Source organism: Streptococcus sp. GMD3S, assembly GCF_000298695.2.
Classification (GTDB): domain Bacteria; phylum Bacillota; class Bacilli; order Lactobacillales; family Streptococcaceae; genus Streptococcus.
The window spans coordinates 118,154-139,614 of record NZ_AJRC02000005.1 but is presented as its reverse complement, the minus strand read 5'-3'; the positions used below and the strand labels follow the sequence as shown (position 1 = coordinate 139,614).

At 42.9% G+C, this 21,461-nt stretch carries 20 protein-coding genes and 1 pseudogene; 9 read left to right on the top strand and 12 right to left on the bottom strand.

The window, feature by feature from the left end:
• From GMD3S_RS0203940 to GMD3S_RS0203930, 3 genes are all read right to left on the bottom strand, one after another.
• Positions 1-3,502 (bottom strand): accessory Sec-dependent serine-rich glycoprotein adhesin (locus GMD3S_RS0203940; RefSeq protein ID WP_000466194.1); only part of this gene is annotated, 3,502 nt, incomplete at its 3' end.
• Positions 3,503-4,351: 849 nt separating this feature from the next.
• A complete protein-coding gene (locus GMD3S_RS0203935; RefSeq protein WP_000155103.1) occupies positions 4,352-5,896 on the bottom strand; it encodes a peptide chain release factor 3 in 1,545 nt (514 codons plus the stop codon).
• 143 nt (positions 5,897-6,039) lie between these two features.
• Positions 6,040-6,732, bottom strand: a complete 693-nt coding sequence (locus tag GMD3S_RS0203930) for a YwaF family protein (RefSeq protein ID WP_000468954.1) — start codon at positions 6,730-6,732, stop codon at positions 6,040-6,042.
• 165 nt (positions 6,733-6,897) lie between these two features.
• On the opposite strand from GMD3S_RS0203930, the gene gatC reads away from it, so the two are divergent.
• The 9 genes from gatC to nusB all read left to right on the top strand — a co-directional run bounded on the left by gatC (position 6,898) and on the right by nusB (position 14,209).
• Entirely contained in the window at positions 6,898-7,200 is a 303-nt protein-coding gene (gene gatC, locus GMD3S_RS0203925; protein ID WP_000705411.1) for an Asp-tRNA(Asn)/Glu-tRNA(Gln) amidotransferase subunit GatC, read from the top strand.
• Complete coding sequence (gatA, locus tag GMD3S_RS0203920; protein WP_000576992.1) at positions 7,200-8,666, top strand: Asp-tRNA(Asn)/Glu-tRNA(Gln) amidotransferase subunit GatA; 1,467 nt, start codon at positions 7,200-7,202, stop codon at positions 8,664-8,666. The genes gatC and gatA overlap by 1 nt, the downstream gene beginning before the upstream one ends.
• The gene (gene gatB / locus GMD3S_RS0203915; RefSeq protein WP_001008632.1) at positions 8,666-10,111 is read left to right on the top strand and encodes an Asp-tRNA(Asn)/Glu-tRNA(Gln) amidotransferase subunit GatB; all 1,446 of its coding nucleotides are present in this window, start codon (positions 8,666-8,668) and stop codon (positions 10,109-10,111) included. Before gatA ends, gatB begins: the two co-directional genes overlap by 1 nt.
• 57 nt (positions 10,112-10,168) lie before the next feature.
• Positions 10,169-10,564 (top strand): hypothetical protein, encoded by a 396-nt coding sequence (locus tag GMD3S_RS0203910; protein ID WP_001031998.1) that lies wholly within the window; start codon positions 10,169-10,171, stop codon positions 10,562-10,564.
• A 97-nt stretch (positions 10,565-10,661) separates the two neighbouring features.
• Positions 10,662-11,606: a zinc-ribbon domain-containing transport protein gene (locus tag GMD3S_RS0203905; protein WP_000715061.1), complete on the top strand. Its 945-nt coding sequence runs from the start codon at positions 10,662-10,664 to the stop codon at positions 11,604-11,606.
• A gap of 8 nt (positions 11,607-11,614) precedes the next feature.
• A complete protein-coding gene (locus GMD3S_RS0203900; protein ID WP_000505815.1) occupies positions 11,615-12,742 on the top strand; it encodes an SPFH domain-containing protein in 1,128 nt (375 codons plus the stop codon).
• Between the two features lie 80 nt (positions 12,743-12,822).
• Positions 12,823-13,383 (top strand): elongation factor P, encoded by a 561-nt coding sequence (gene efp / locus GMD3S_RS0203895; protein WP_000568642.1) that lies wholly within the window; start codon positions 12,823-12,825, stop codon positions 13,381-13,383.
• Positions 13,384-13,404: 21 nt separating this feature from the next.
• Positions 13,405-13,794, top strand: a complete 390-nt coding sequence (locus GMD3S_RS0203890; protein ID WP_000510584.1) for an Asp23/Gls24 family envelope stress response protein — start codon at positions 13,405-13,407, stop codon at positions 13,792-13,794.
• Positions 13,787-14,209 carry a transcription antitermination factor NusB gene (nusB, locus tag GMD3S_RS0203885; protein ID WP_000203650.1) on the top strand — a complete coding sequence of 141 codons (423 nt, stop codon included), beginning with the start codon at positions 13,787-13,789 and terminating at the stop codon, positions 14,207-14,209. Before GMD3S_RS0203890 ends, nusB begins: the two co-directional genes overlap by 8 nt.
• A 49-nt stretch (positions 14,210-14,258) precedes the next feature.
• On the opposite strand, the gene GMD3S_RS0203880 is transcribed toward nusB, so the two are convergent.
• The 9 genes and pseudogenes from GMD3S_RS0203880 to fabF form a co-directional block, all read right to left on the bottom strand.
• Positions 14,259-14,984 (bottom strand): CPBP family intramembrane glutamic endopeptidase, encoded by a 726-nt coding sequence (locus tag GMD3S_RS0203880; RefSeq protein ID WP_000732995.1) that lies wholly within the window; start codon positions 14,982-14,984, stop codon positions 14,259-14,261.
• 26 nt (positions 14,985-15,010) lie between these two features.
• Positions 15,011-15,286 (bottom strand): hypothetical protein, encoded by a 276-nt coding sequence (locus tag GMD3S_RS10370; protein ID WP_008275472.1) that lies wholly within the window; start codon positions 15,284-15,286, stop codon positions 15,011-15,013.
• 126 nt (positions 15,287-15,412) lie between these two features.
• Positions 15,413-16,114, bottom strand: a pseudogene (locus tag GMD3S_RS10365) (lysostaphin resistance A-like protein).
• A gap of 150 nt (positions 16,115-16,264) precedes the next feature.
• Positions 16,265-17,032: an acetyl-CoA carboxylase carboxyl transferase subunit alpha gene (locus GMD3S_RS0203865; RefSeq protein WP_001017372.1), complete on the bottom strand. Its 768-nt coding sequence runs from the start codon at positions 17,030-17,032 to the stop codon at positions 16,265-16,267.
• Positions 17,029-17,895, bottom strand: a complete 867-nt coding sequence (gene accD / locus GMD3S_RS0203860; protein WP_001173376.1) for an acetyl-CoA carboxylase, carboxyltransferase subunit beta — start codon at positions 17,893-17,895, stop codon at positions 17,029-17,031. The genes GMD3S_RS0203865 and accD overlap by 4 nt, the downstream gene beginning before the upstream one ends.
• Positions 17,896-17,930: 35 nt before the next feature.
• Positions 17,931-19,298, bottom strand: coding sequence for an acetyl-CoA carboxylase biotin carboxylase subunit (accC, locus tag GMD3S_RS0203855; protein WP_000488663.1), 1,368 nt, complete (start codon positions 19,296-19,298; stop codon positions 17,931-17,933).
• A gap of 11 nt (positions 19,299-19,309) precedes the next feature.
• Positions 19,310-19,732: a 3-hydroxyacyl-ACP dehydratase FabZ gene (gene fabZ / locus GMD3S_RS0203850; RefSeq protein ID WP_000565515.1), complete on the bottom strand. Its 423-nt coding sequence runs from the start codon at positions 19,730-19,732 to the stop codon at positions 19,310-19,312.
• Positions 19,729-20,217: an acetyl-CoA carboxylase biotin carboxyl carrier protein gene (accB, locus tag GMD3S_RS0203845; protein WP_001052298.1), complete on the bottom strand. Its 489-nt coding sequence runs from the start codon at positions 20,215-20,217 to the stop codon at positions 19,729-19,731. The genes fabZ and accB overlap by 4 nt, the downstream gene beginning before the upstream one ends.
• A 2-nt stretch (positions 20,218-20,219) precedes the next feature.
• Positions 20,220-21,455, bottom strand: a complete 1,236-nt coding sequence (fabF, locus tag GMD3S_RS0203840) for a beta-ketoacyl-ACP synthase II (protein WP_000774052.1) — start codon at positions 21,453-21,455, stop codon at positions 20,220-20,222.
• Positions 21,456-21,461: the final 6 nt, after the last annotated feature.

Genomic DNA, 21,461 nt, shown 5'->3' with positions numbered 1-21,461 from the left:
GACTCGCACTTGCTGAAGCAGACTGACTTGAGCTTACGGACGCTGACTGGCTAGCACTTGCAGATGCTGATTGGCTCGAACTTGCTGAAGCGGATTGACTCGAGCTCACTGAAGCGGATTGACTCGAGCTCACTGACGCTGATTCACTTGTGCTTACTGAGGCAGACTGACTAGCACTTACCGAAGCTGACTGGCTTGCACTCAATGATGCAGATTGACTAGAGCTTACTGAGGCAGACTGACTCGAACTCGCTGAAGCAGACTGACTAGCACTCACTGAGGCGGATTGGCTCGAGCTCGCTGAGGCGGATTGACTCGAACTTACTGATGCGGATTGACTGGCACTCACTGATGCTGATTGGCTCGAACTTACTGAAACAGATTGACTAGCGCTTACTGAGGCTGACTGGCTCGCACTCACTGAAGCGGATTGGCTCGCGCTGGCTGAAGCTGACTGACTCGAGCTTGCAGATGCTGACTGACTAGCACTTACTGAAGCTGATTGACTCGAACTTACCGATGCTGACTGACTTGCGCTCACTGAAGCTGATCGACTGGCACTTGCCGATGCTGATTGACTTGAGCTCACTGAAGCTGATTGACTCGCGCTCGCTGAAGCGGATTGGCTCGAACTTACCGATGCTGACTGACTCGAGCTCACTGAAACAGATTGACTAGCACTTACTGAAGCGGATTCGCTGGCGCTTACTGAGGCTGATTGGCTTGAGCTTGCAGATGTTGACTGGCTTGAACTTACAGACGCAGATTGACTTGAGCTTACAGACGCGAACTGACTAGCACTCACTGACGCAGATTCACTCGAACTTACTGATGCGGACTGACTAGCACTCAATGAAGCAGATTGACTCGAGCTGACTGAAGCTGACTGGCTGGAGCTGACTGAGGCGGATTGGCTGGTGCTTACTGAAGCTGACTGGCTTGAGCTCACTGAAGCAGATTCGCTTGAACTTACTGAGGTAGATTGACTTGCACTCAATGATGCAGATTGACTCGCGCTGACTGACGCTGACTGACTCGAACTTGCCGATGCAGATTGGCTAGCACTCAATGAGGCTGACTCACTCGAGCTTACTGAGGCTGACTCACTTGCACTCGCTGAAGCTGACTGGCTCGAACTTACAGATGCTGATTGGCTCGAACTTACTGAAACAGATTGACTAGCACTTACTGAAGCGGATTCGCTGGCGCTTACTGAGGCTGATTGGCTTGAGCTTGCAGATGCTGACTGACTTGAGCTTACTGAGGCAGACTGGCTCGCGCTCGCTGAAGCGGATTGGCTTGAGCTTACCGATGCTGATTGGCTATTACTTACTGAAATTGACGCTTGATTTGGCGTGATTTGCCCATTAAATGTATCTGAAACCAAACCATCCACTGTCGTACTACCAGTCACTGGTCCACTAGGAAGTCGTCCTCCATTGCGATCATATACTTTCTTCAAGTCAGTTGCAGTAAAGGTTACACTGGTAGAACTCCCCGTTGCCTGTTTAGTAAATGTTTCACCTGCAATTGTTAAAGTAACTGTCCCACCTGGAGCAACCCCATCTACCGTAATCGCTTGATTTGAGAGCCCACCTTTTTCGTTAAGATATTGATTCTCTATCCTTGGCGTCTGAGGGCGCACAGTAAAGCTCACGTCAATTTCATCCGTACTTCCATCTGGATAAGTTACCACCGCTGTCAAAGTATGCCGACCAGCAGACAAATTCGTATTGGTTCCAGATTTCCAAGTATAGGTTGTTCTAGTTCCCTTAGTAATTCCTGTAGTAGGTAATTCTGGCGTCCCTGTAGCATTCGTGATGTACTGACTGGCTTCACCAACAGAAACAGTCCCTGAATTGGCAGTTAGAGTAAAGTTTCGATTCACCTCAGCATTGATAGCTGGTTCGTACTTTTCAGACTGAGCATGGACTTCAAATTGAATTGCGGCAGGGTTGGCTGTTAAATCTTTTACAAGACCTACGTCAGTAGTATTTCCGCTAAAATTACCTTCCTGATCATAGGTGAAAACATAACGAGTCCACAAACTATTTACTGCTTGATTTTTTCCAACAGAACCCGTGATTGAAACGGTGAAAGGATTTGATGCTGTAGCATTTCCATCTTTGGCTAGTTTATTTGTCGGAACAATCATGCTGATACTTTGACCATTACTCGTAGTGAATGAGACAACGGTTGAAGTAGCCGGATAGGCCGCGGGAACAGCAGTAGGAACAAATTTTGCATGTTCAATTCGACCACTGTTATCAGTAAACTCAATGGTCCCAGAAAAATTTTCTTCTCGATAAATTTTAAATTTTTGCCCTTCTAGAACTGCGCCACCTGTAACGGTTATTTTCTGAAGTTCTGGCTTCTCAGTATCCCTAGCAGCTCTGAAGCTAGCGGTATTTGAAGCTTGGGTCAAAGCTTGTCCATTTCTGCTGTCACGAAGTCCAGAGTTGGCACGTAATACAGCATTTGCAATACTGTTTCGAGCTTCTGTAGCTTTTTGTAGGATAGTGGCAAGGTCAGAAGCCTCACCTTTCAAGGCTTCTGCTATCTCATTCTTCGTTAGACTAGCCTTCGTGATCGCCTCATCCGAGTTCGGAAGTCCCTGCGCTTGAGCTAGAAACTGCCCAATCTCAGCAGACAAGGCCTCTAATTTCTTCCGTTTTTCTTCATTTTGTTTTTCCGTCATGGCAACGGAAGTCATTGTGAGACCTGATTCAGCCGTCACATCTTCATTCTTTACAAGACCAGACTCACTTTGAGGCAAGGATTCTGTAGAAAAATCAACTGCTTTTAATTCTTTTGAAGGTTGTGATTCTTTCACTGTCTCCCGAGCTGGCTCACTTGCTTGGTACTGACTTTGAACACCAACTGAAGCTCTCTCTGACAGATTACTATTCGCTTGATTTTGTGTTCCAAGGGATTCACTTGAACTAGCAGTTACACTTTGACTGTTTGCCAAAGATTGACTAGTAGAAGCAGATTGGCTCATCGACTGGCTCATACTAGAAGAGCTTGAGGCACTGATGGACTGACTCGTAGAGGCAGATTGACTGGCGCTCTGCGAATTTAATTCTGACAATGACTGGCTTTGACTGGTAGACAGAGACAAGCTAGCAGTATCTTGATGATCCTGAGTCGTCCCCAGTACTACTGAATCTCTCGTCGCCAAGGTATCTTTTGATTCGACAGTCTTTTCAACAGCGACTGCATCATTGGCATAAACACGCGTTTGCGTCGCAGCAAAACCACCTAAGATCGTCCCCGTAGCTGCTATCCCTTTCAAGACATCCAAGCCCGTCAACTTCTGACCTTCTTGCTTTTCAACCATTTCTGTCTTTACTTGGCTCGTATCCGCGCTTCCACGCATCACCTTAAATAAGCCAAAAAGGGAAGTCGAGGCCCGTAGCCAATGCTTCCCTGATTTGATTAATTTGTACCGTGTCACACGGTCTGTTTCTCTATATTCACCTTTCTGGCGTCTAAAAAACATGTTACTTCCCTCTATATAAAAAAGATAAAAAAGAATTTATTCACCTATAAAATACTATCTTTTTATTATATACCAAATATACCGACAATTCAATATCTATAACACACTCTAAAGAAAGAAAATGATTTCAAAAATGACTTTATTTCAAATCTATTCTGTTTTTTCAATATAATTTTCATTTTATTGTTCTGTTAATATATTTTATTTATTTTTAACCATTTCCAAATGCTTTAAAATTTGAGCAAATAATTCCAATCACTCAGGGAATTGATTTTTATTCAAAATATAGAAAAAGTCCATGAATCAATAGCATCCACAGACTTTTAGGAATAGAGTATTTAAAGGCAGTTTCACAAATGAATCAATGAGGCCGGTAGCCGAGGTAACTTTCTAGCCTTTCCAACAAAAAAATCCACGAATCGAAAGCATTCACGGACTTTTCTTACGACGCATTTAAGCAAAATGCCATACTAATTAATAGCCGAAATCTACGACACGAAGAGGCGAAAACGATTATTTTTCGCCGATGAATTAGTGAGGCAGGTTGCTAGCCCTCTCACTACCCGTTACAACGGAAAAATCTACGAATCGATAAAATTCGTGGATTTTTCCTAGTGAAGCGTTTAGGTAAGCCGATTTTACACTACGACACGGAGTTTGGCAAATCGATTCTATTTGCCAAACGTAGTTAGTAAGGCAGTTAGCTAGTTCGCTTCCTTTATGTTACGACGGCAAAACCCACGAATCGATACCATTCGTGGGTTTTACCTAGTGAAGCGTTTAGGTAAACCGCCATAGCGGTTACCGTTAAATGATAGCAACTTTGTGTTGCTAGTCATTTGTAACGATTTACATCTTCTCCTCCAACTCTACGTCTGGATACTTGTCCGCAAACCAGCGAAGAGCAAAGTCATTTTCAAAGAGGAAGACAGGTTGGTCAAAACGGTCTTTAGCCAAGATATTTCGGCTTGATGACATCCGTTCATCCAAGTCCTCAGGCTTGATCCAGCGAACGGTCTTTTTACCCATTGGGCTCATGACCACTTCGGCATTGTACTCGCCTTCCATGCGGTGCTTAAAGACTTCAAACTGGAGTTGACCAACAGCGCCTAGCATATACTCGCCTGTTTGGTAATTCTTATAAAGCTGAATGGCTCCCTCTTGCACCAGTTGCTCAATCCCCTTGTGGAAGGATTTTTGTTTCATGACGTTCTTAGCAGAAACTTTCATGAAAATTTCAGGAGTAAAGGTTGGCAGTGGTTCAAATTCAAACTTGTTTTTTCCAACTGTCAAGGTATCCCCAACTTGATAAGTACCGGTATCGTAAACCCCGATAATATCACCTGCCACGGCATTGGTCACATTTTCACGACTTTCCGCCATAAACTGAGTCACATTCGATAGTTTGGCCCCCTTACCAGTACGAGGCAAATTGACACTCATTCCTCGCTCAAATTCGCCCGATACAATACGGACAAAGGCGATGCGGTCACGGTGACGAGGGTCCATGTTGGCTTGGATTTTAAAGACAAATCCTGAGAAATCCTTGTCATAAGGATCCACAATTTCTCCGTCTGTTTTCTTGTGTCCATGAGGTTCTGGAGCAAACTTAAGGAAGGTCTCAAGGAAGGTCTGAACCCCAAAGTTAGTCAGAGCTGAACCGAAGAAGACCGGAGTCAGTTCTCCTGCAAGAATAGCTTCTTCTGAAAATTCATTTCCTGCTTCTTGCAACAGTTCGATATCGTCCTTAACCTGAGCGTAGAAAGGATTGCTTCCAAAGAGCTTATCCCCTTCTTCCAGACTGGCAAAACGCTCATCTCCTTTATAGAGTTCCAAGCGTTGGTTATAGAGGTCATACAAGCCTTCGAAGGCTTTCCCCATCCCGATTGGCCAGTTCATTGGATAACTCGCAATGCCAAGGACTTCTTCTAGTTCTTGCAAGAGGTCCAGTGGCTCACGACCGTCACGGTCCAGCTTGTTCATAAAGGTAAAGACTGGAATGCCACGGTGTTTGACAACCTCAAACAATTTTTTGGTTTGGGCCTCGATACCCTTGGCAGAGTCCACGACCATGACCGCAGCATCCACCGCCATCAAGGTACGATAGGTATCTTCTGAGAAGTCCTCATGCCCTGGTGTGTCGAGGATATTCACGCGCTTGCCATCATAGTCAAACTGCATAACAGATGACGTGACCGAAATCCCACGTTGTTTCTCAATATCCATCCAGTCAGATTTGGCAAAAGTCCCTGTTTTCTTCCCTTTTACAGTACCAGCCTCACGAATCTCACCCCCAAAGTAGAGCAACTGCTCAGTGATGGTTGTTTTCCCGGCGTCCGGGTGGGAGATGATAGCAAAAGTACGACGTTTCTTAATTTCTTCTTGAATAGTCATAAGTTCTCTTTCTTTGATTTTCTATTTTTAGTTGTTTCAGTAGCTAAGAATGATGTTTACATTGGATTTTACCATTCCTTTCGACTCTCCATTATATCGGATTTTAGGGAGTTTTTCAATTGCTCGTCTGACGAAAAGGCAAGCTAGAGCACAGATTGTGTCTGATTTCTCTTTTTCCACCGTTTTTTGAACAAGATATCAAAGAGAACCAGAGCCAGCGAAAGGATGACGGACACAAGAAGGTACTTTAGCCATAGAGGAGCATTCGAGATAAACGGGGTATCTCTTAAGAGACCATAATTTCCACCCGTCACCTGATTAACCCCAACTAGAAAGAGATTGAGAACAAAGGTATAGGCTACAATCATATACTTCTTAAGCAAGGTCTTGTCATAGTGATTCATCAAATAAACCAAGGAATTCACTAGAAGGGCATAGTGGCCAATCAAAAAGGAAAAACTGGTGATATGGGGGAAATCATAGGGGTCAAAAACCGGGTAAACCAAAGCAAAGACCGCTCCACTTGCTCCTAAGAGAGCAAAATATTGCTTGCTCCGCCATTTATCGGGCAAGAAAACCACCGCAAACATAGCCAAACGACAATGATAAAAAGGAAGGCTGTTAGAAAAGGGAATCCCAAAACCAACATACCAACTATATAGGGCAAGTAACTGGAGAATCTGAATCCCCTTAAACAAGCGGACAAATTTCGGATTTTTGTGATAAACAAGTGCTCCATAAATACAAAGTACTAAAGTAAGCATCATAATCCCATACCAAAAGAGCGAAATGGGAGGAGGAACCGTCTGAGATCTGGTGATAAATTGATGGAACATATTTCTATCCTAACTCTTATTTTTTCTATTCTCTAGTTTAACCATTATAGCGAATTAAAAGCGATTTTTCAATTTCTATTTCTTTTCAGTTTGGCTCCCTTATTTATAGGAAAATATGGTAAAATAGAACAGACTAAAAATCATCATTTCACGAAAGGATGCAAGATGAAAATTACGCAAGAAGAGGTAACACACGTTGCCAATCTTTCAAAATTAAAATTCTCTGAAGAAGAAACTGCTGCCTTTGCGACAACCTTGTCTAAAATTGTTGACATGGTTGAATTGCTAGGCGAAGTCGACACAACTGGTGTCGCACCTACTACGACCATGGCAGACCGCAAGACCGTACTCCGCCCGGATGTGGCCGAAGAAGGAACTGACCGTGATCGCTTGTTTAAAAACGTACCTGAAAAAGACAATTACTATATCAAGGTACCAGCTATCCTAGATGATGGAGGAGATGCCTAATGATTTTTAATAACAAAACGATTGAAGACTTGCACAACCTCCTTGTATCTAAGGAGATTTCAGCTACTGAATTGACCCAAGCCACGCTTGAAGATATCAAGTCTCGCGAGAAAGCTATCAATTCTTTTGTCACTATCGCTGAAGAACAAGCCCTTGCTCAAGCCAAAGCCATTGATGAAGCTGGAATTGACGCGGATAATGTCCTTTCAGGAATTCCACTGGCTGTTAAGGATAACATCTCTACAGACGGCATCCTCACAACCGCAGCCTCAAAAATGCTCTACAACTACGAGCCTATCTTTGATGCGACAGCCGTTGCCAATGCAAAAGCCAAGGGCATGATTGTTGTCGGAAAAACCAACATGGACGAATTTGCCATGGGTGGATCAGGTGAGACTTCCCACTACGGTGCAACTAAAAATGCTTGGGACCACAGCAAGGTTCCTGGTGGATCATCAAGTGGTTCTGCCGCAGCTGTGGCTTCAGGTCAAGTCCGCTTGTCACTTGGTTCTGATACGGGGGGATCCATCCGCCAACCTGCTGCCTTCAACGGGATTGTTGGTCTCAAACCAACCTACGGAACGGTTTCTCGATTCGGTCTCATTGCTTTCGGTAGCTCACTAGACCAAATCGGGCCTTTTGCACCAACTGTTAAGGAAAATGCCCTCTTGCTCAATGCGATTGCCAGCGAAGATACTAAAGACTCGACTTCTGCTCCTGTCCGCATTGCCGACTTTACTTCAAAAATCGGTCAAGACATCAAAGGTATGAAAATTGCTTTGCCTAAAGAATACCTCGGTGAAGGAATTGACCCAGAAGTTAAAGAAACCATTATCAAGGCAGCCAAACACTTTGAAAAACTTGGTGCCATTGTCGAAGAAGTCAGTCTTCCTCACTCTAAATACGGTGTTGCCGTTTACTACATTATAGCTTCTTCAGAAGCTTCCTCAAACCTGCAACGTTTTGACGGTATCCGTTACGGCTACCGCGCAGAAGATGCAAGCAACCTTGATGAAATCTATGTGAACAGCCGTAGTCAAGGTTTCGGTGAAGAGGTAAAACGCCGTATCATGCTAGGTACTTTCAGTCTTTCATCAGGTTACTACGATGCCTACTACAAAAAGGCTGGACAAGTCCGTACCCTCATCATTCAAGATTTCGAAAACGTCTTTGCGGATTACGACTTGATTTTGGGACCAACTGCTCCTAGTGTTGCCTACGATTTGGACTCCCTCAACCACGACCCAGTTGCCATGTACTTGGCTGATCTTTTGACCATCCCAGTCAACTTGGCAGGCCTCCCAGGAATTTCAATTCCTGCTGGATTCTCTCAAGGTCTCCCAGTCGGTCTCCAATTGATCGGTCCTAAGTACTCTGAGGAAACCATTTACCAAGCTGCTGCTGCTTTTGAAGCGACAACAGACTACCACAAACAACAACCCGTGATTTTTGGAGGTGACAACTAATGAACTTTGAAACAGTCATTGGACTTGAAGTCCACGTAGAGCTCAACACCAATTCAAAAATCTTCTCACCAACTTCTGCCCACTTCGGAAATGACCAAAACGCCAATACCAACGTGATTGACTGGTCTTTCCCAGGAGTACTTCCGGTTCTCAATAAAGGTGTTGTCGATGCTGGTATCAAGGCCGCTCTTGCCCTCAACATGGACATCCACAAGCACATGCACTTCGACCGCAAGAACTACTTCTACCCTGATAATCCAAAAGCCTACCAAATTTCTCAGTTTGATGAGCCTATCGGTTATAATGGTTGGATTGAAGTCGAGCTAGAAGACGGTACGACTAAGAAAATCGGTATCGAACGTGCTCACCTAGAAGAAGACGCTGGTAAAAACACCCACTGTACAGATGGCTACTCTTATGTTGACCTCAATCGTCAAGGGGTGCCATTGATTGAAATCGTATCTGAAGCCGACATGCGTTCCCCAGAAGAAGCCTATGCTTATCTAACAGCTCTCAAGGAAGTCATCCAGTACGCTGGCATTTCTGACGTTAAGATGGAAGAAGGTTCTATGCGTGTGGATGCCAACATCTCCCTTCGTCCTTATGGTCAAGAGAAATTCGGTACCAAGACTGAGTTGAAAAACCTCAACTCCTTCTCAAATGTTCGCAAAGGTCTCGAATACGAAGTCCAACGCCAGGCTGAAATCCTTCGCTCAGGTGGTCAAATTCGCCAAGAAACACGCCGTTACGATGAAGCTAACAAGGCAACCATCCTCATGCGTGTCAAAGAAGGTGCTGCAGACTACCGCTACTTCCCTGAACCAGACCTACCACTCTTTGAAATCTCAGATGAGTGGATTGAGGAAATGCGCACTGAATTACCAGAGTTTCCAAAAGAACGTCGTGCGCGCTACGTATCTGACCTTGGCTTATCAGACTACGATGCTAGCCAGTTGACGGCAAACAAAGTCACTTCTGACTTCTTTGAAAAAGCTGTTGCACTCGGTGGTGATGCCAAACAAGTCTCTAACTGGCTCCAAGGTGAAGTTGCTCAGTTCTTGAACGCCGAAGGTAAGACACTGGAACAAATCGAATTAACACCAGAAAACTTAGTAGAAATGATTGCCATCATCGAAGACGGCACGATCTCTTCTAAGATTGCCAAGAAAGTCTTTGTCCATCTGGCTAAAAATGGCGGTGGCGCGCGTGAATACGTGGAAAAAGCAGGCTTGGTGCAAATCTCTGATCCAGATGTCTTGATCCCAATCATCCACCAAGTCTTTGCGGATAACGAAGCTGCCGTTGCCGACTTCAAGTCAGGTAAACGCAACGCAGACAAGGCCTTCACAGGATTCCTTATGAAGGCAACCAAAGGCCAAGCCAACCCACAAGTCGCCCTTAAACTGCTTGCACAAGAATTGGCTAAGTTGAAAGAAAGTGAGTAATTTACTCTTTATACACTTTTTTCTACTTTTAAGACGAGAATGAGACAAGGAGAATAAATGAACAAATTTTTACGATTGCTATTTGTCTTAGTCATCATCGCTATGTTAGGCGCTTCTATACTACAAATTTTCTTTCCATCGTACATGGGAAGCCACTCCGGGTACGGAATATCTGCTGGTTGGCAACGAGAAATTGGAATATGGAATTTAGCTGTATTGATTATTATTCTCGCTATCAATATTAAATACGATTGGTTCTATCTACGAATCGCACTTCTTGCTCTCATTATTGGCGGAATTGGAATAGGAACAAATCACTTACTCAATTATATGGAGTATCACTCTCCTGTAAATGCTATCGGTGCTTTTGAAAATTACTTGCTAGCAATAGGGTGGATTGTGGGATGGCTCATCGAGCGCCATTCCATAAAGAAGCTAAATGCTAGTAAATAACGCCTAGTATATCTTAGATTATTTTAAAGGTTATTAATAGTTTAATAATCATTCGAATTCAGAATTCTACCTTTTCAATCATATAGTTAGGAGACACATGAAAAAGTTTTACGCTCTTTTAATGACCTGTTTATTACTTGTTTTTCTATCCGTGCCTCAAATCGTTGATGCAGGTGTCGGGCATTCCAGAAGTGGAGGGAGCAGCCGCAGTAGCAGCCGCTCAAGTGGAGGTGGAAGTCGTTCTGGCGGATCATCCTACCACTACTACCGCTCTGGATATGGATCATCCTCTGACAGTTCTGCTAGCTCTCCCTATTTAGGATTTATGTTCATATTAGTCGGAGGAATCATACTAGTTGTTATCGTCAAATCCTTGCGGAATAAGTCTGGAGATTCGAGTTCAACCTACACTAGTAATGATTCTCAAACGCTCCATCGTCGAGTTGAACACAACACACTGGCCATTAGTCGTGTGAAATATGGGGATCCAAACTTTGACGCGGTAGCCTTCACATCTTGGGTTAAGGAAGTCTACCTTAAATTGCAGGTTGCCTGGACTGAGAAAAATTGGAACTCTGTCCGCGCTTTGGAAAGTACCAGTCTCTACTCCCAACACAGTACCCAACTTGAGGACCATATTCGATCTAAAACAACTAATGTTTTAGAGAAAGTTTGTATCGAAAATGTTCGCATCAAGGAGTTCATTGAAAATCCTGACGGAAACGATACCTTAGTGGTGATTCTGTCATCTACCTTGCGGGACTATGTCATTGACGATGAGACTCGCCGTGTCATTGAAGGAGACCCTAAAAAAGATCTCTTCACCGTGTATCAATTAAACTTTATCCGTCAACACGGTAGCCAAACGCAAGCAGTCAATCCAGACCAAGTTGTGAGCGACCACTGTCCAAACTGTGGCGCCCCTTTGAAAATCTCTGCAGTTAGCGAGTGCGACTACTGTGGTGCCAATCTCTCTCGCAGTCCAAACCAATGGGTACTGGATACCTATGATGTTGTGGATGAAGACGAGCTTTATAATTAGGAGGAATTATGGGATTTATACGTGCAGCCTTATCAGCAGGCTTAAATAGTTTTAATGATAGTAAATTCAAGGAAGCCATCGTCCTTCCAGACAATGTCTCTGGCGACGCCTTGGCCATCAAGGGACAATTACTCACTAAAGACCCCGATGGACGTTCTCGTCACAGCAATCAAAATACTGGACTCTTGTCGGATGGCAGTGTGGTTATCGTTCCCCAAGGCTATACCGCTGTTTTGGTAAACAACGGTACCTTCCTTGGTGAAGTCCTCGAAGCTGGTAGCCACGAATGGCAAGCTGGTGATAATGCCTGGCTCCTTGAAAAAGGTGGTTTAAAAGGCACTTGGGAAAGCTTTAAAAACCGTTTCTCTTTCGGTGGACAAGTCATCACCCAACAAGAAATTATTTTTATCCGCATGCAACCTATTGCAGGTAATAAGTTCGGCACACAAAACGCGGTCGAATACTTCAGCGAACGTTACCAACAGCTGCTTAATATCCGTTTCTATGGCTTGTTTGATGTAAAAATAGCAGATCCAGTCCTCTTCTACGTGAGTTCTGTTAGCCGTCAAATTACTGACGGACAGCCATTTACTCTCCAAGATGTAGCTCAAGGAACGCTCCGTCAAAATATCGCACCAAAAATCGCGATTGCCATTGCCAAATATACCAACGAAAACAAGGTTGATATCTATAGCCTCAATGCCAACCAAGACACCTTTAACGAACTCGCTAAACAAGAGGTCAACAAGGTTTGGACAGGTCTCTACGGAATTGAAGCAACTAACATCTTGCTTGAAGACCTCAGCTACGACCAAGAAAGTCTTGATATCGTTCGCAAGCTTGATAGTGAGCTCGTGGCAATGAAGTACAACACGATTGAAATCGAAGAACGCCGTGCTCGTAACGAAGCACTTATTGCTGCAGCTGCCAACGAAGGGAATGGCAATGGGATGAACATGTTTATGGGCATGAATCTTGGCCAAACTCTGGGTGGTCAACTAAGCCAACAAGTTCAAAATCAAGCACCGGCTCAAAATGCTGGGCAAGCTACTAGCAAGAATTTTTATATCGAAGTCGATGGAAAATACGTCCTCGTTACTAAAGACGAAGATGGAAATATCGTACCAGTCAACTAATTAAGCTCCTTCTGACATTTGAGTAATGTTGTCTTTTATGGTACAATAAAGAGTAAATTATTTATTAAAGAGGTAAAAACATGATTGAAGCAAGTAAATTAAAGGCTGGTATGACCTTTGAAACAGCTGACGGAAAATTGATCCGCGTTTTGGAAGCTAGCCACCACAAACCAGGTAAAGGAAATACAATCATGCGTATGAAATTGCGTGATGTCCGTACTGGTTCTACATTTGACACAAGCTACCGTCCAGAGGAAAAATTTGAACAAGCCATCATCGAGACTGTCCCAGCTCAATACTTGTACAAAATGGATGACACAGCCTACTTCATGAATACAGAAACTTACGACCAATACGAAATCCCTGTAGTCAACGTTGAAAACGAATTGCTTTACATTCTTGAAAACTCAGAAGTGAAGATCCAATTCTACGGAACTGAAGTGATTGGTGTTACCGTTCCTACTACTGTCGAATTGACAGTTGCAGAAACCCAACCATCTATCAAAGGTGCTACTGTTACAGGTTCTGGTAAACCAGCAACGATGGAAACTGGACTTGTCGTAAACGTTCCAGACTTCATCGAAGCAGGACAAAAACTCGTTATCAACACTGCAGAAGGAACTTACGTTTCTCGTGCCTAATCTCTAGAAAGAGGTCATTCTATGGGAATTGAAGAACAACTTGGCGAAATCGTTATCGCCCCACGTGTACTTGAAAAAATCATTGCTATTGCTACTGCAAAAGTAGAGGGTGTTCACTCTTTTTCAAACAAATCAGTATCTGACACCCTTTCAAAACTTTCTCTTGGCCGTGGTGTTTATCTTAAAAACGTGGACGAAGAGCTCACAGCAGATATCTATCTCTACCTTGAGTACGGAGTAAAAGTTCCTAAGGTAGCTGTTGCTATCCAGAAAGCTGTTAAAGATGCCGTCCGCAATATGGCTGATGTAGAACTCGCTGCTATCAATATTCACGTTGCAGGTATCGTTCCAGATAAAACACCAAAACCAGAATTGAAAGATCTATTTGACGAGGACTTCCTCAATGACTAGTCCACTATTAGAATCTAGACGCCAACTCCGTAAATGCGCTTTTCAAGCTCTCATAAGCCTTGAATTCGGTACGGATGTCGAAACTGCTTGTCGTTTCGCCTATACTCATGATCGTGAAGATACGGATGTGCAACTTCCAGCCTTTTTGACAGAGCTAGTTTCTGGTGTTCAGGCTAAAAAGGAAGAACTAGACAAGCAAATCACACAGCATTTAAAAGCAGGTTGGACCATCGAGCGTTTAACACTCGTGGAGAGAAACCTCCTTCGCTTGGGAGTCTTTGAAATCACTTCATTCGACACCCCACAGTTGGTGGCGGTTAATGAAGCTATTGAGCTTGCAAAGGACTTCTCAGATCAAAAATCTGCCCGTTTTATCAACGGACTGCTCAGCCAGTTTGTAACAGAAGAACAGTAAAAAGAAAAAGTGTTTGACAATTATCAAACACTTTTTTCTTTGCCTCCTACTATCTAAAAAAATGATAATAGATATAATTATAAACAAAAATCCAGATGGGTTTTGCATAAATGAGAAAGTTGAAAAAACTATGGCACAGGATGGTAATTTTTAAGTTCTTTGTCCATCGGTAGACAAGGGCATAGAAGAGACCGCCTAAACTATAAATAATCAAACTGATAGGATCTCGGTGAGTTAGGATCAAATGACTAAGTCCAAAGATAAGAGCAGATAGGATAACATCCAGATAGTACTTGGACTGGGGAAAGAAGGTATTCATAAAGTACCCTCTATGAATCAGTTCCTCTAATATAGGTGCGACGATTACTGTTAAACTAAAACTGAGAACAGTTGATAGAAAAGTTGGTTGCCCATTGGAGTATAGAATCGAAAGAAGGTCTTGAAAGATATACTTGTTATCAATTAGGTGATGAAACTGTAACTGAAAAGCATCCACCAATTGACGTTCAAAATAAGTAGCCACTAGACCAAATACAAGGTAAAAGAATCTTGACTTCTTTGAACCCTTTTTCTCAAAAATATAGAGCATCTCTTTCTTTTTGAGCCAGTAGATAAATAATAGCAAAAGAGCTATTACTTCAACTGTTAAAAAGATAGAATAGCCATCTATCCCCCATCCTAAAAACTTAGTTAGATGCATAATCCCTAACTCTGGTAGGTAAATCGATAGAAATACCAGTGATGTATAGACTCCCAAATGCCCTAGTTTTTTCATACTTACCCCTTTAAATTATTAGACTATTAAGGTATAATTCCGTTACCATAACCAGTCATTCTATTACGTATTGTACTCCATTCTGTCGCTAAACTATATGCATATGGCGAATCCCAATGTCTATCGTCAACTAACCAAATCATACCACCACCTGAAACTTGCTCTAAGTCCTCAGATGAAAGAACTGTAAATGTTTCTGTACCTGTCCTATCAAGTAGCTCCTTAAAATAAATTTTTGTCAGCTTACATCTACAGTATATATCTTTTTTATCTATTTTATAGTCCATCTCCTCAACTGTCAATTTTTCATCCTAAATGGTAGCTCTACTCATTGAGAAATAAGAAATTGATAAAAGAGATTTCTCTATCTTCCCATCAAATTAGAAAAAGTGTTCGACAAATATCAAACACTTTTTTCTTTGTCTCCACTATCTAAAAATCAAATAATAGATATAAAATAAGAGCGACGGAGCATAGGGAATCGCATTATAGAAACTATGACAAACAATAGTAAATCGAAGACTACCCGTAACTCGATAAGTAACTGCAAACAGAAGACCAAGAATACTATAAATGATGAGACTGATGGGGTCACGATGGGATAGAACCAAGTGACTGAGCCCAAAGATGAAAGAAGACAAGATCACATCCAAATAAAACTCCGACTTCGGAAAGAAGGTATTCATAAAATAACCTCTATAGATTGTCTCCTCAACAACAGGTACAATCGAAACATTAAAGATTAAATATATAAGACTTGATAGAGTCGTTTCTTTTCCGTTTAAGTAAAGTTCTGAAAGAAGGTCTTGGAAAATAAAACTATGGTCAATCAATCGAATATTCTGCATTCTAAATCCATTTAAAAAAGAATAGATAAGGAAACAAGCTACCAAGAAAGCGAGATAAGACCAGCGTCAATCCTTTTTCTCAAAGATAAAGAGCATCTTCTTCTTTTTCAACCACAAAACGAATAAAAAGAAAATAAGTAACACTTCTCCAACTAGGAAGATTATATAGCTGTCCATTCCTAAACCAAAGGTTCTAGCTAGAGTTATAGCTCCTAATGGCGTTAAATAAATGTACAGGAACATTAAAATCATACAGATTCCTAAATGTATTGTCTTTTTCATTCTTTCTCTCTCCTAATGGTAAACTCTCTATTAGGGCTATATAGAGGATAGACTATTGATATGTTTTTATTATTTATCTAGAGTATTGATGTTTATCCATGCTCTATTATCAAAATAGCTAGAACAATTTGTTCTAGCTTTTAAATTTTCTTAGTATTTTCTAAAACGTTGGTAACGTTCTTCGATAAGTTGGTCGAGTGGTAGTTCTTGCAACCTATCTAGTTCTGCACGCAATTCATTTTTAACGCAACCTAGCAGTTCTTTACTTGACAGTCCTGCCTCTGAGATTACCTTGTCTACAATTCCCATTTCTAGGAGTTCATGTGAAGTGATTTTCATCAATTCCGCCGCTTCCATAGCACGACTTCCATCCTTCCAAAGGATAGAGGCAAATCCTTCCGGGCTAAGTACTGCGTAGATTGAGTTTTCTAACATCCAGACACGATTAGCTACGGCTAGAGCTAGAGCCCCACCAGATCCACCTTCACCGATAATAATCGCGATGATTGGAACCTTGAGATCACTCATTTCCATCAGGTTTCGGGCAATTGCTTCACCTTGTCCACGTTCCTCGGCACCAACACCTGGGTAAGCACCCGCCGTATTGATAAAGGTCACAACTGGACGGCCAAACTTTTCTGCCTGTTTCATCAGGCGCAAGGCCTTACGATAGCCTTCTGGATGTGGTTGCCCAAAATTTCGTTTGAGGTTATCATGAAGACTCTTCCCCTTTTGGATACCAACGACAGTTACTGCTTGGTCACCTAACCAACCAATTCCACCGATAACCGCACCATCATCACGGAAAGAGCGATCTCCATGCAATTCGATAAACTCGTCAAAAATTCCATTGGCAAAATCAAGTGCAGTCAAGCGACTCTGCTCGCGTGCCTCTCTGACTATTTTTGCAATATTCATCCGCGACTTCCTCCATGCAATCTTACTAATTTAGCAATTGTTTCAGGCAATTCTCTCCGTTTGACAATTGCATCAACAAATCCATGTTCAAGCAGAAATTCTGCCTTTTGGAAGTCATCCGGTAAGGTCTCACGAACTGTATTTTCGATAACACGACGTCCAGCAAAACCAACCAAACTCTGTGGCTCAGCTAGGATAATATCCCCTTCCATAGCAAAAGAAGCGGTCACCCCACCTGTTGTCGGATCGGTTAAAATAGTTAGGTAAAAAAGTCCTGCCTTGGAATGACGTTGAACTGCCGCAGAAATCTTAGCCATCTGCATCAAGCTCATGATTCCTTCTTGCATACGGGCTCCACCAGAAGCTGTGAAGAGAACGACTGGCAAGTTTTCTACCGTTGCATACTCAAACAAGCGCGTGATTTTTTCACCCACAACGGTTCCCATAGAAGCCATGATAAAGTTTGAATCCATGATCCCAAGGGCAACTTTTTGTCCCTTGATGCTAGCTGTACCAGTCAGTACTGCTTCATCCAAACCTGTCTTTTCACGCATACTAGCTAGTTTTTTCTGGTAGCCAGGAAAGTTTAATGGATCTTGAGTTTCAATACCCGTAAACATCTCCACAAAGGTGTCAGAATCAATCGTCAAATCCAAGCGTTCCTGAGCTGAAATACGGAAAGTATAGCTACAATGGGGACAAATTCGTTCGCTCCCAAGATCCTTTTGGTAAATGGTGTGTTTACAACCAGGACACTGGGAGAAGAGTTCATCCGGAACCTCAGGCTTGGCTTGTGGTTTCTGCCTTACGGAACGGTTAGGATTGATCCGAATATACTTATCCTTTTTACTAAATAGAGCCATAACTCCCCCTTTTAGTTCTCATACTATTTGAAAGTCTATTCTTTTTCTTGGTATTTTGGCAAGAAAGTTTCCATCAAGAAGGAAGTATCGTAGTCACCAGCGATAACTCGGCGGTCTGAAATCAGATCCAACTGGAAGTCTGCATTGGTTTGCACTCCTTCAATATCAAGTTCATAAAGTGCCCGTTGCATCTTCATTAAGGCATCAAAACGATTCTCCCCATGAACAATGATTTTGGCAATCATACTATCATAGTAAGGAGGAATGGTATAACCTGGATAGACTGCAGAGTCTACACGCAATCCAACTCCTCCACTTGGAAGGTAGAGGTTGGTAATTTTACCTGGGCTTGGAGCAAAGTTAAATGCTGGATTTTCCGCATTGATCCGGCACTCGATAGCATGACCTCGTAGGACGATATCTTCTTGTTTGAAAGGTAAAGGTTGACCGGCAGCAATGCGAATCTGCTCTTTCACGATATCAACACCTGAAACAAACTCTGTGACTGGGTGTTCAACTTGCACACGAGTATTCATTTCCATGAAGTAGAAATTGCCACTCGCTTCATCGAGAAGAAATTCAATCGTCCCTGCATTTTCATAGCCAACAGACTCTGCTGCACGAACGGCTGCAGCACCAATTTCATGACGAAGGGTTTTGCCAATTGCAATGGATGGGCTTTCTTCTAAGACCTTTTGGTTATTCCGTTGGAGTGAACAGTCCCGTTCACCAAGATGGACAACATGACCCTCTTGGTCCGCAAGAATCTGAACTTCGATATGACGAGCTGGATAAATCACACGCTCAAGATACATAGCGCCATTTCCAAAATTGGCCTTGGCTTCACTGGATGCTGTTTCAAAGGCTGCGACCAAGTCTTCTGCCTTTTCAACCTTACGAATCCCTTTTCCACCACCACCTGCCGATGCCTTAAGCATGACTGGATAGCCAATTTTTTCTGCAACTGCAAGCGCCTCTTCAGCCGTGTGAACTTCACCATCAGATCCTGGGATAACTGGAACTCCAGCCTTGATCATTTGCTCACGCGCATTGATCTTATCTCCCATGGTATCCATTACTGCCCCAGAAGGACCGATGAACTTAATCCCCACTTCATCACACATCGTGGCAAACTTGGAGTTTTCGCTAAGAAAACCAAAACCTGGGTGGATGGCTTCTGCTTCAGTCAAGACTGCAGCAGATAAAATAGCGTTGATATTGAGATAAGACTCAGTCGCCTTACCAGGTCCGATACAGATAGCTTCATCTGCTAGGAGTGTGTGAAGAGCTTCTTTATCAGCAGTTGAATAAACTGCTACAGTTGCAATGCCCAATTCACGCGCAGCTCGAATAATGCGAACCGCAATCTCACCACGGTTGGCAATCAAAATTTTACGAAACATGGAGAACCTCCTTAGTTTCCAATTGCAAAGGTAAGAGTACCACTCGCTGCAAGCTTACCATCTACTTCAGCCTTTGCTTCAACCACGGCAATCGTACCACGACGTTTGACAAAAGTAGCCGTCATGACTAATTGATCACCTGGTACAACTTGCTTCTTGAACTTAACCTTGTCCATGCCAGCATAGAAGACCAGTTTCCCTTTATTTTCAGGTTTGGACAATTCCAAGACACCAGCAGTCTGAGCCAAGGCCTCCATGATAAGAACACCTGGCATGACTGGGTATTGAGGAAAATGACCATTAAAGAAAGGTTCGTTGATGGTCACATTTTTAATGGCAACAATGGTATCCTCGCTCACTTCCAAGACACGATCCACTAGGAGCATGGGGTAGCGATGGGGTAGAGCTTCTTTGATTCCTTGAATATCGATCATTTGATACGTACCAATCCTTTACCGAACTCAACCATTTCTTCATTTGAAACGAGAATTTCTGTCACCACACCATCTTTAGGTGCAGGGATTTCATTCATGACTTTCATGGCTTCGATGATCACCAAAGTCTGACCTTTTTTAACACTGTCTCCAACTGTGACAAAGGCAGGTTTATCTGGTCCAGCAGCCAAGTAAGCCACCCCTACAAGTGGGCTTTCAACAACATCACCCTCTGGAGCAACAGTCGTTTCAGCCAGTGCTGGAGATTCTTCCACTGCACTCTCTACTGGAGTTGAAGGGGCAGAAACTACTGGACTTGCAGCTACTGCAGCTGGCACTGGAGCAACTTGAGCTGGTGCTTCAGAAGCCATTCTTGCTTCATTCTTACTAAACTGCAATTCGTCCGTTCCGTTTTTATAAGAAAATTCTCTCAAACTTGATTGGTCAAATTGAGCCATCAAGTCCTTGATTTCATTTAAATTCATAATTATTTATTCTCCCAACGTTTGAAAGCAAGAACCGCATTGTGTCCACCAAAACCAAAAGTGTTTGAAATAGCATAAGGGATTTCTTGCTCCAAGCCTTGTCCATAAACGACATTCGCTTCGATATAGTCTGATAACTCACTTGTTCCAGCTGTCATTGGTACATAGTTATGACGCATGGCTTCAATAGTAGCGATGGCTTCCACTGCCCCTGCAGCACCAAGCAAGTGTCCTGTAAAGGACTTGGTTGAAGATACAGGTACTTCTTTACCAAGGACAGCTACGATCGCACCACTTTCTCCTTTTTCATTAGCAGGAGTTGAAGTTCCGTGGGCATTGACATAAGCCACTTGCTCTGGAGAAATTTCTGCTTCTTCCAAAGCCAACTTCATAGCCTTAATCGCACCTTGACCTTCTGGATGAGGTGAAGTCATATGGTAAGCATCACAGGTATTACCATAGCCAACTACTTCAGCCAAGATGGTCGCCCCACGTTTTTCAGCATGTTCAAGGCTTTCAAGAACCAACATTCCTGAACCTTCTCCCATCACAAATCCGTTACGATCTTTGTCAAATGGGATAGAAGCTCGAGTTGGATCTTCTGTAGTTGATAGGGCGGTCAAAGCTTGGAAACCAGCGATAGCAAAAGGAGTGATAGATGATTCTGATCCACCAACTAACATGACATCTTGGAAACCAAACTTGATAGAACGGAAGGCATCTCCGATGGCATCATTTGATGAGGCGCATGCTGTATTGATTGATTTACAGATACCGTTTGCTCCGAAGCGCATGGCAACATTTCCTGAAGCCATATTTGGCAAGGCTTTTGGAAGTGTCATTGGTTTAACGCGTTTTGGACCTTTTTCATGAAGACGGATAACCTGATCTTCGATTTCTTTAATTCCCCCAATACCAGAAGCCACGATGACACCAAAGCGATCCTTATCGATTGCTTCTACATCAAGATTTGCATTTGTCACCGCTTCTTGAGCCGCATACAAGGCATACAAAGAATAGTTGTCAAAACGGTTGGTATCTTTTTTGACAAAGTATTTATCAAATGGGAAATCTTGAACTTCTGCCGCATTGTGCACAGCAAATTCGCTGTGGTCAAACTTAGTGATTTCTCCAATTCCAATCTTCCCAGTTTGCAAACTGTTCCAAAATTCTTCTGGAGTATTTCCGATAGGAGAGGTCAATCCGTAACCTGTTACTACAACTCGATTTAGTTTCATCTGTCT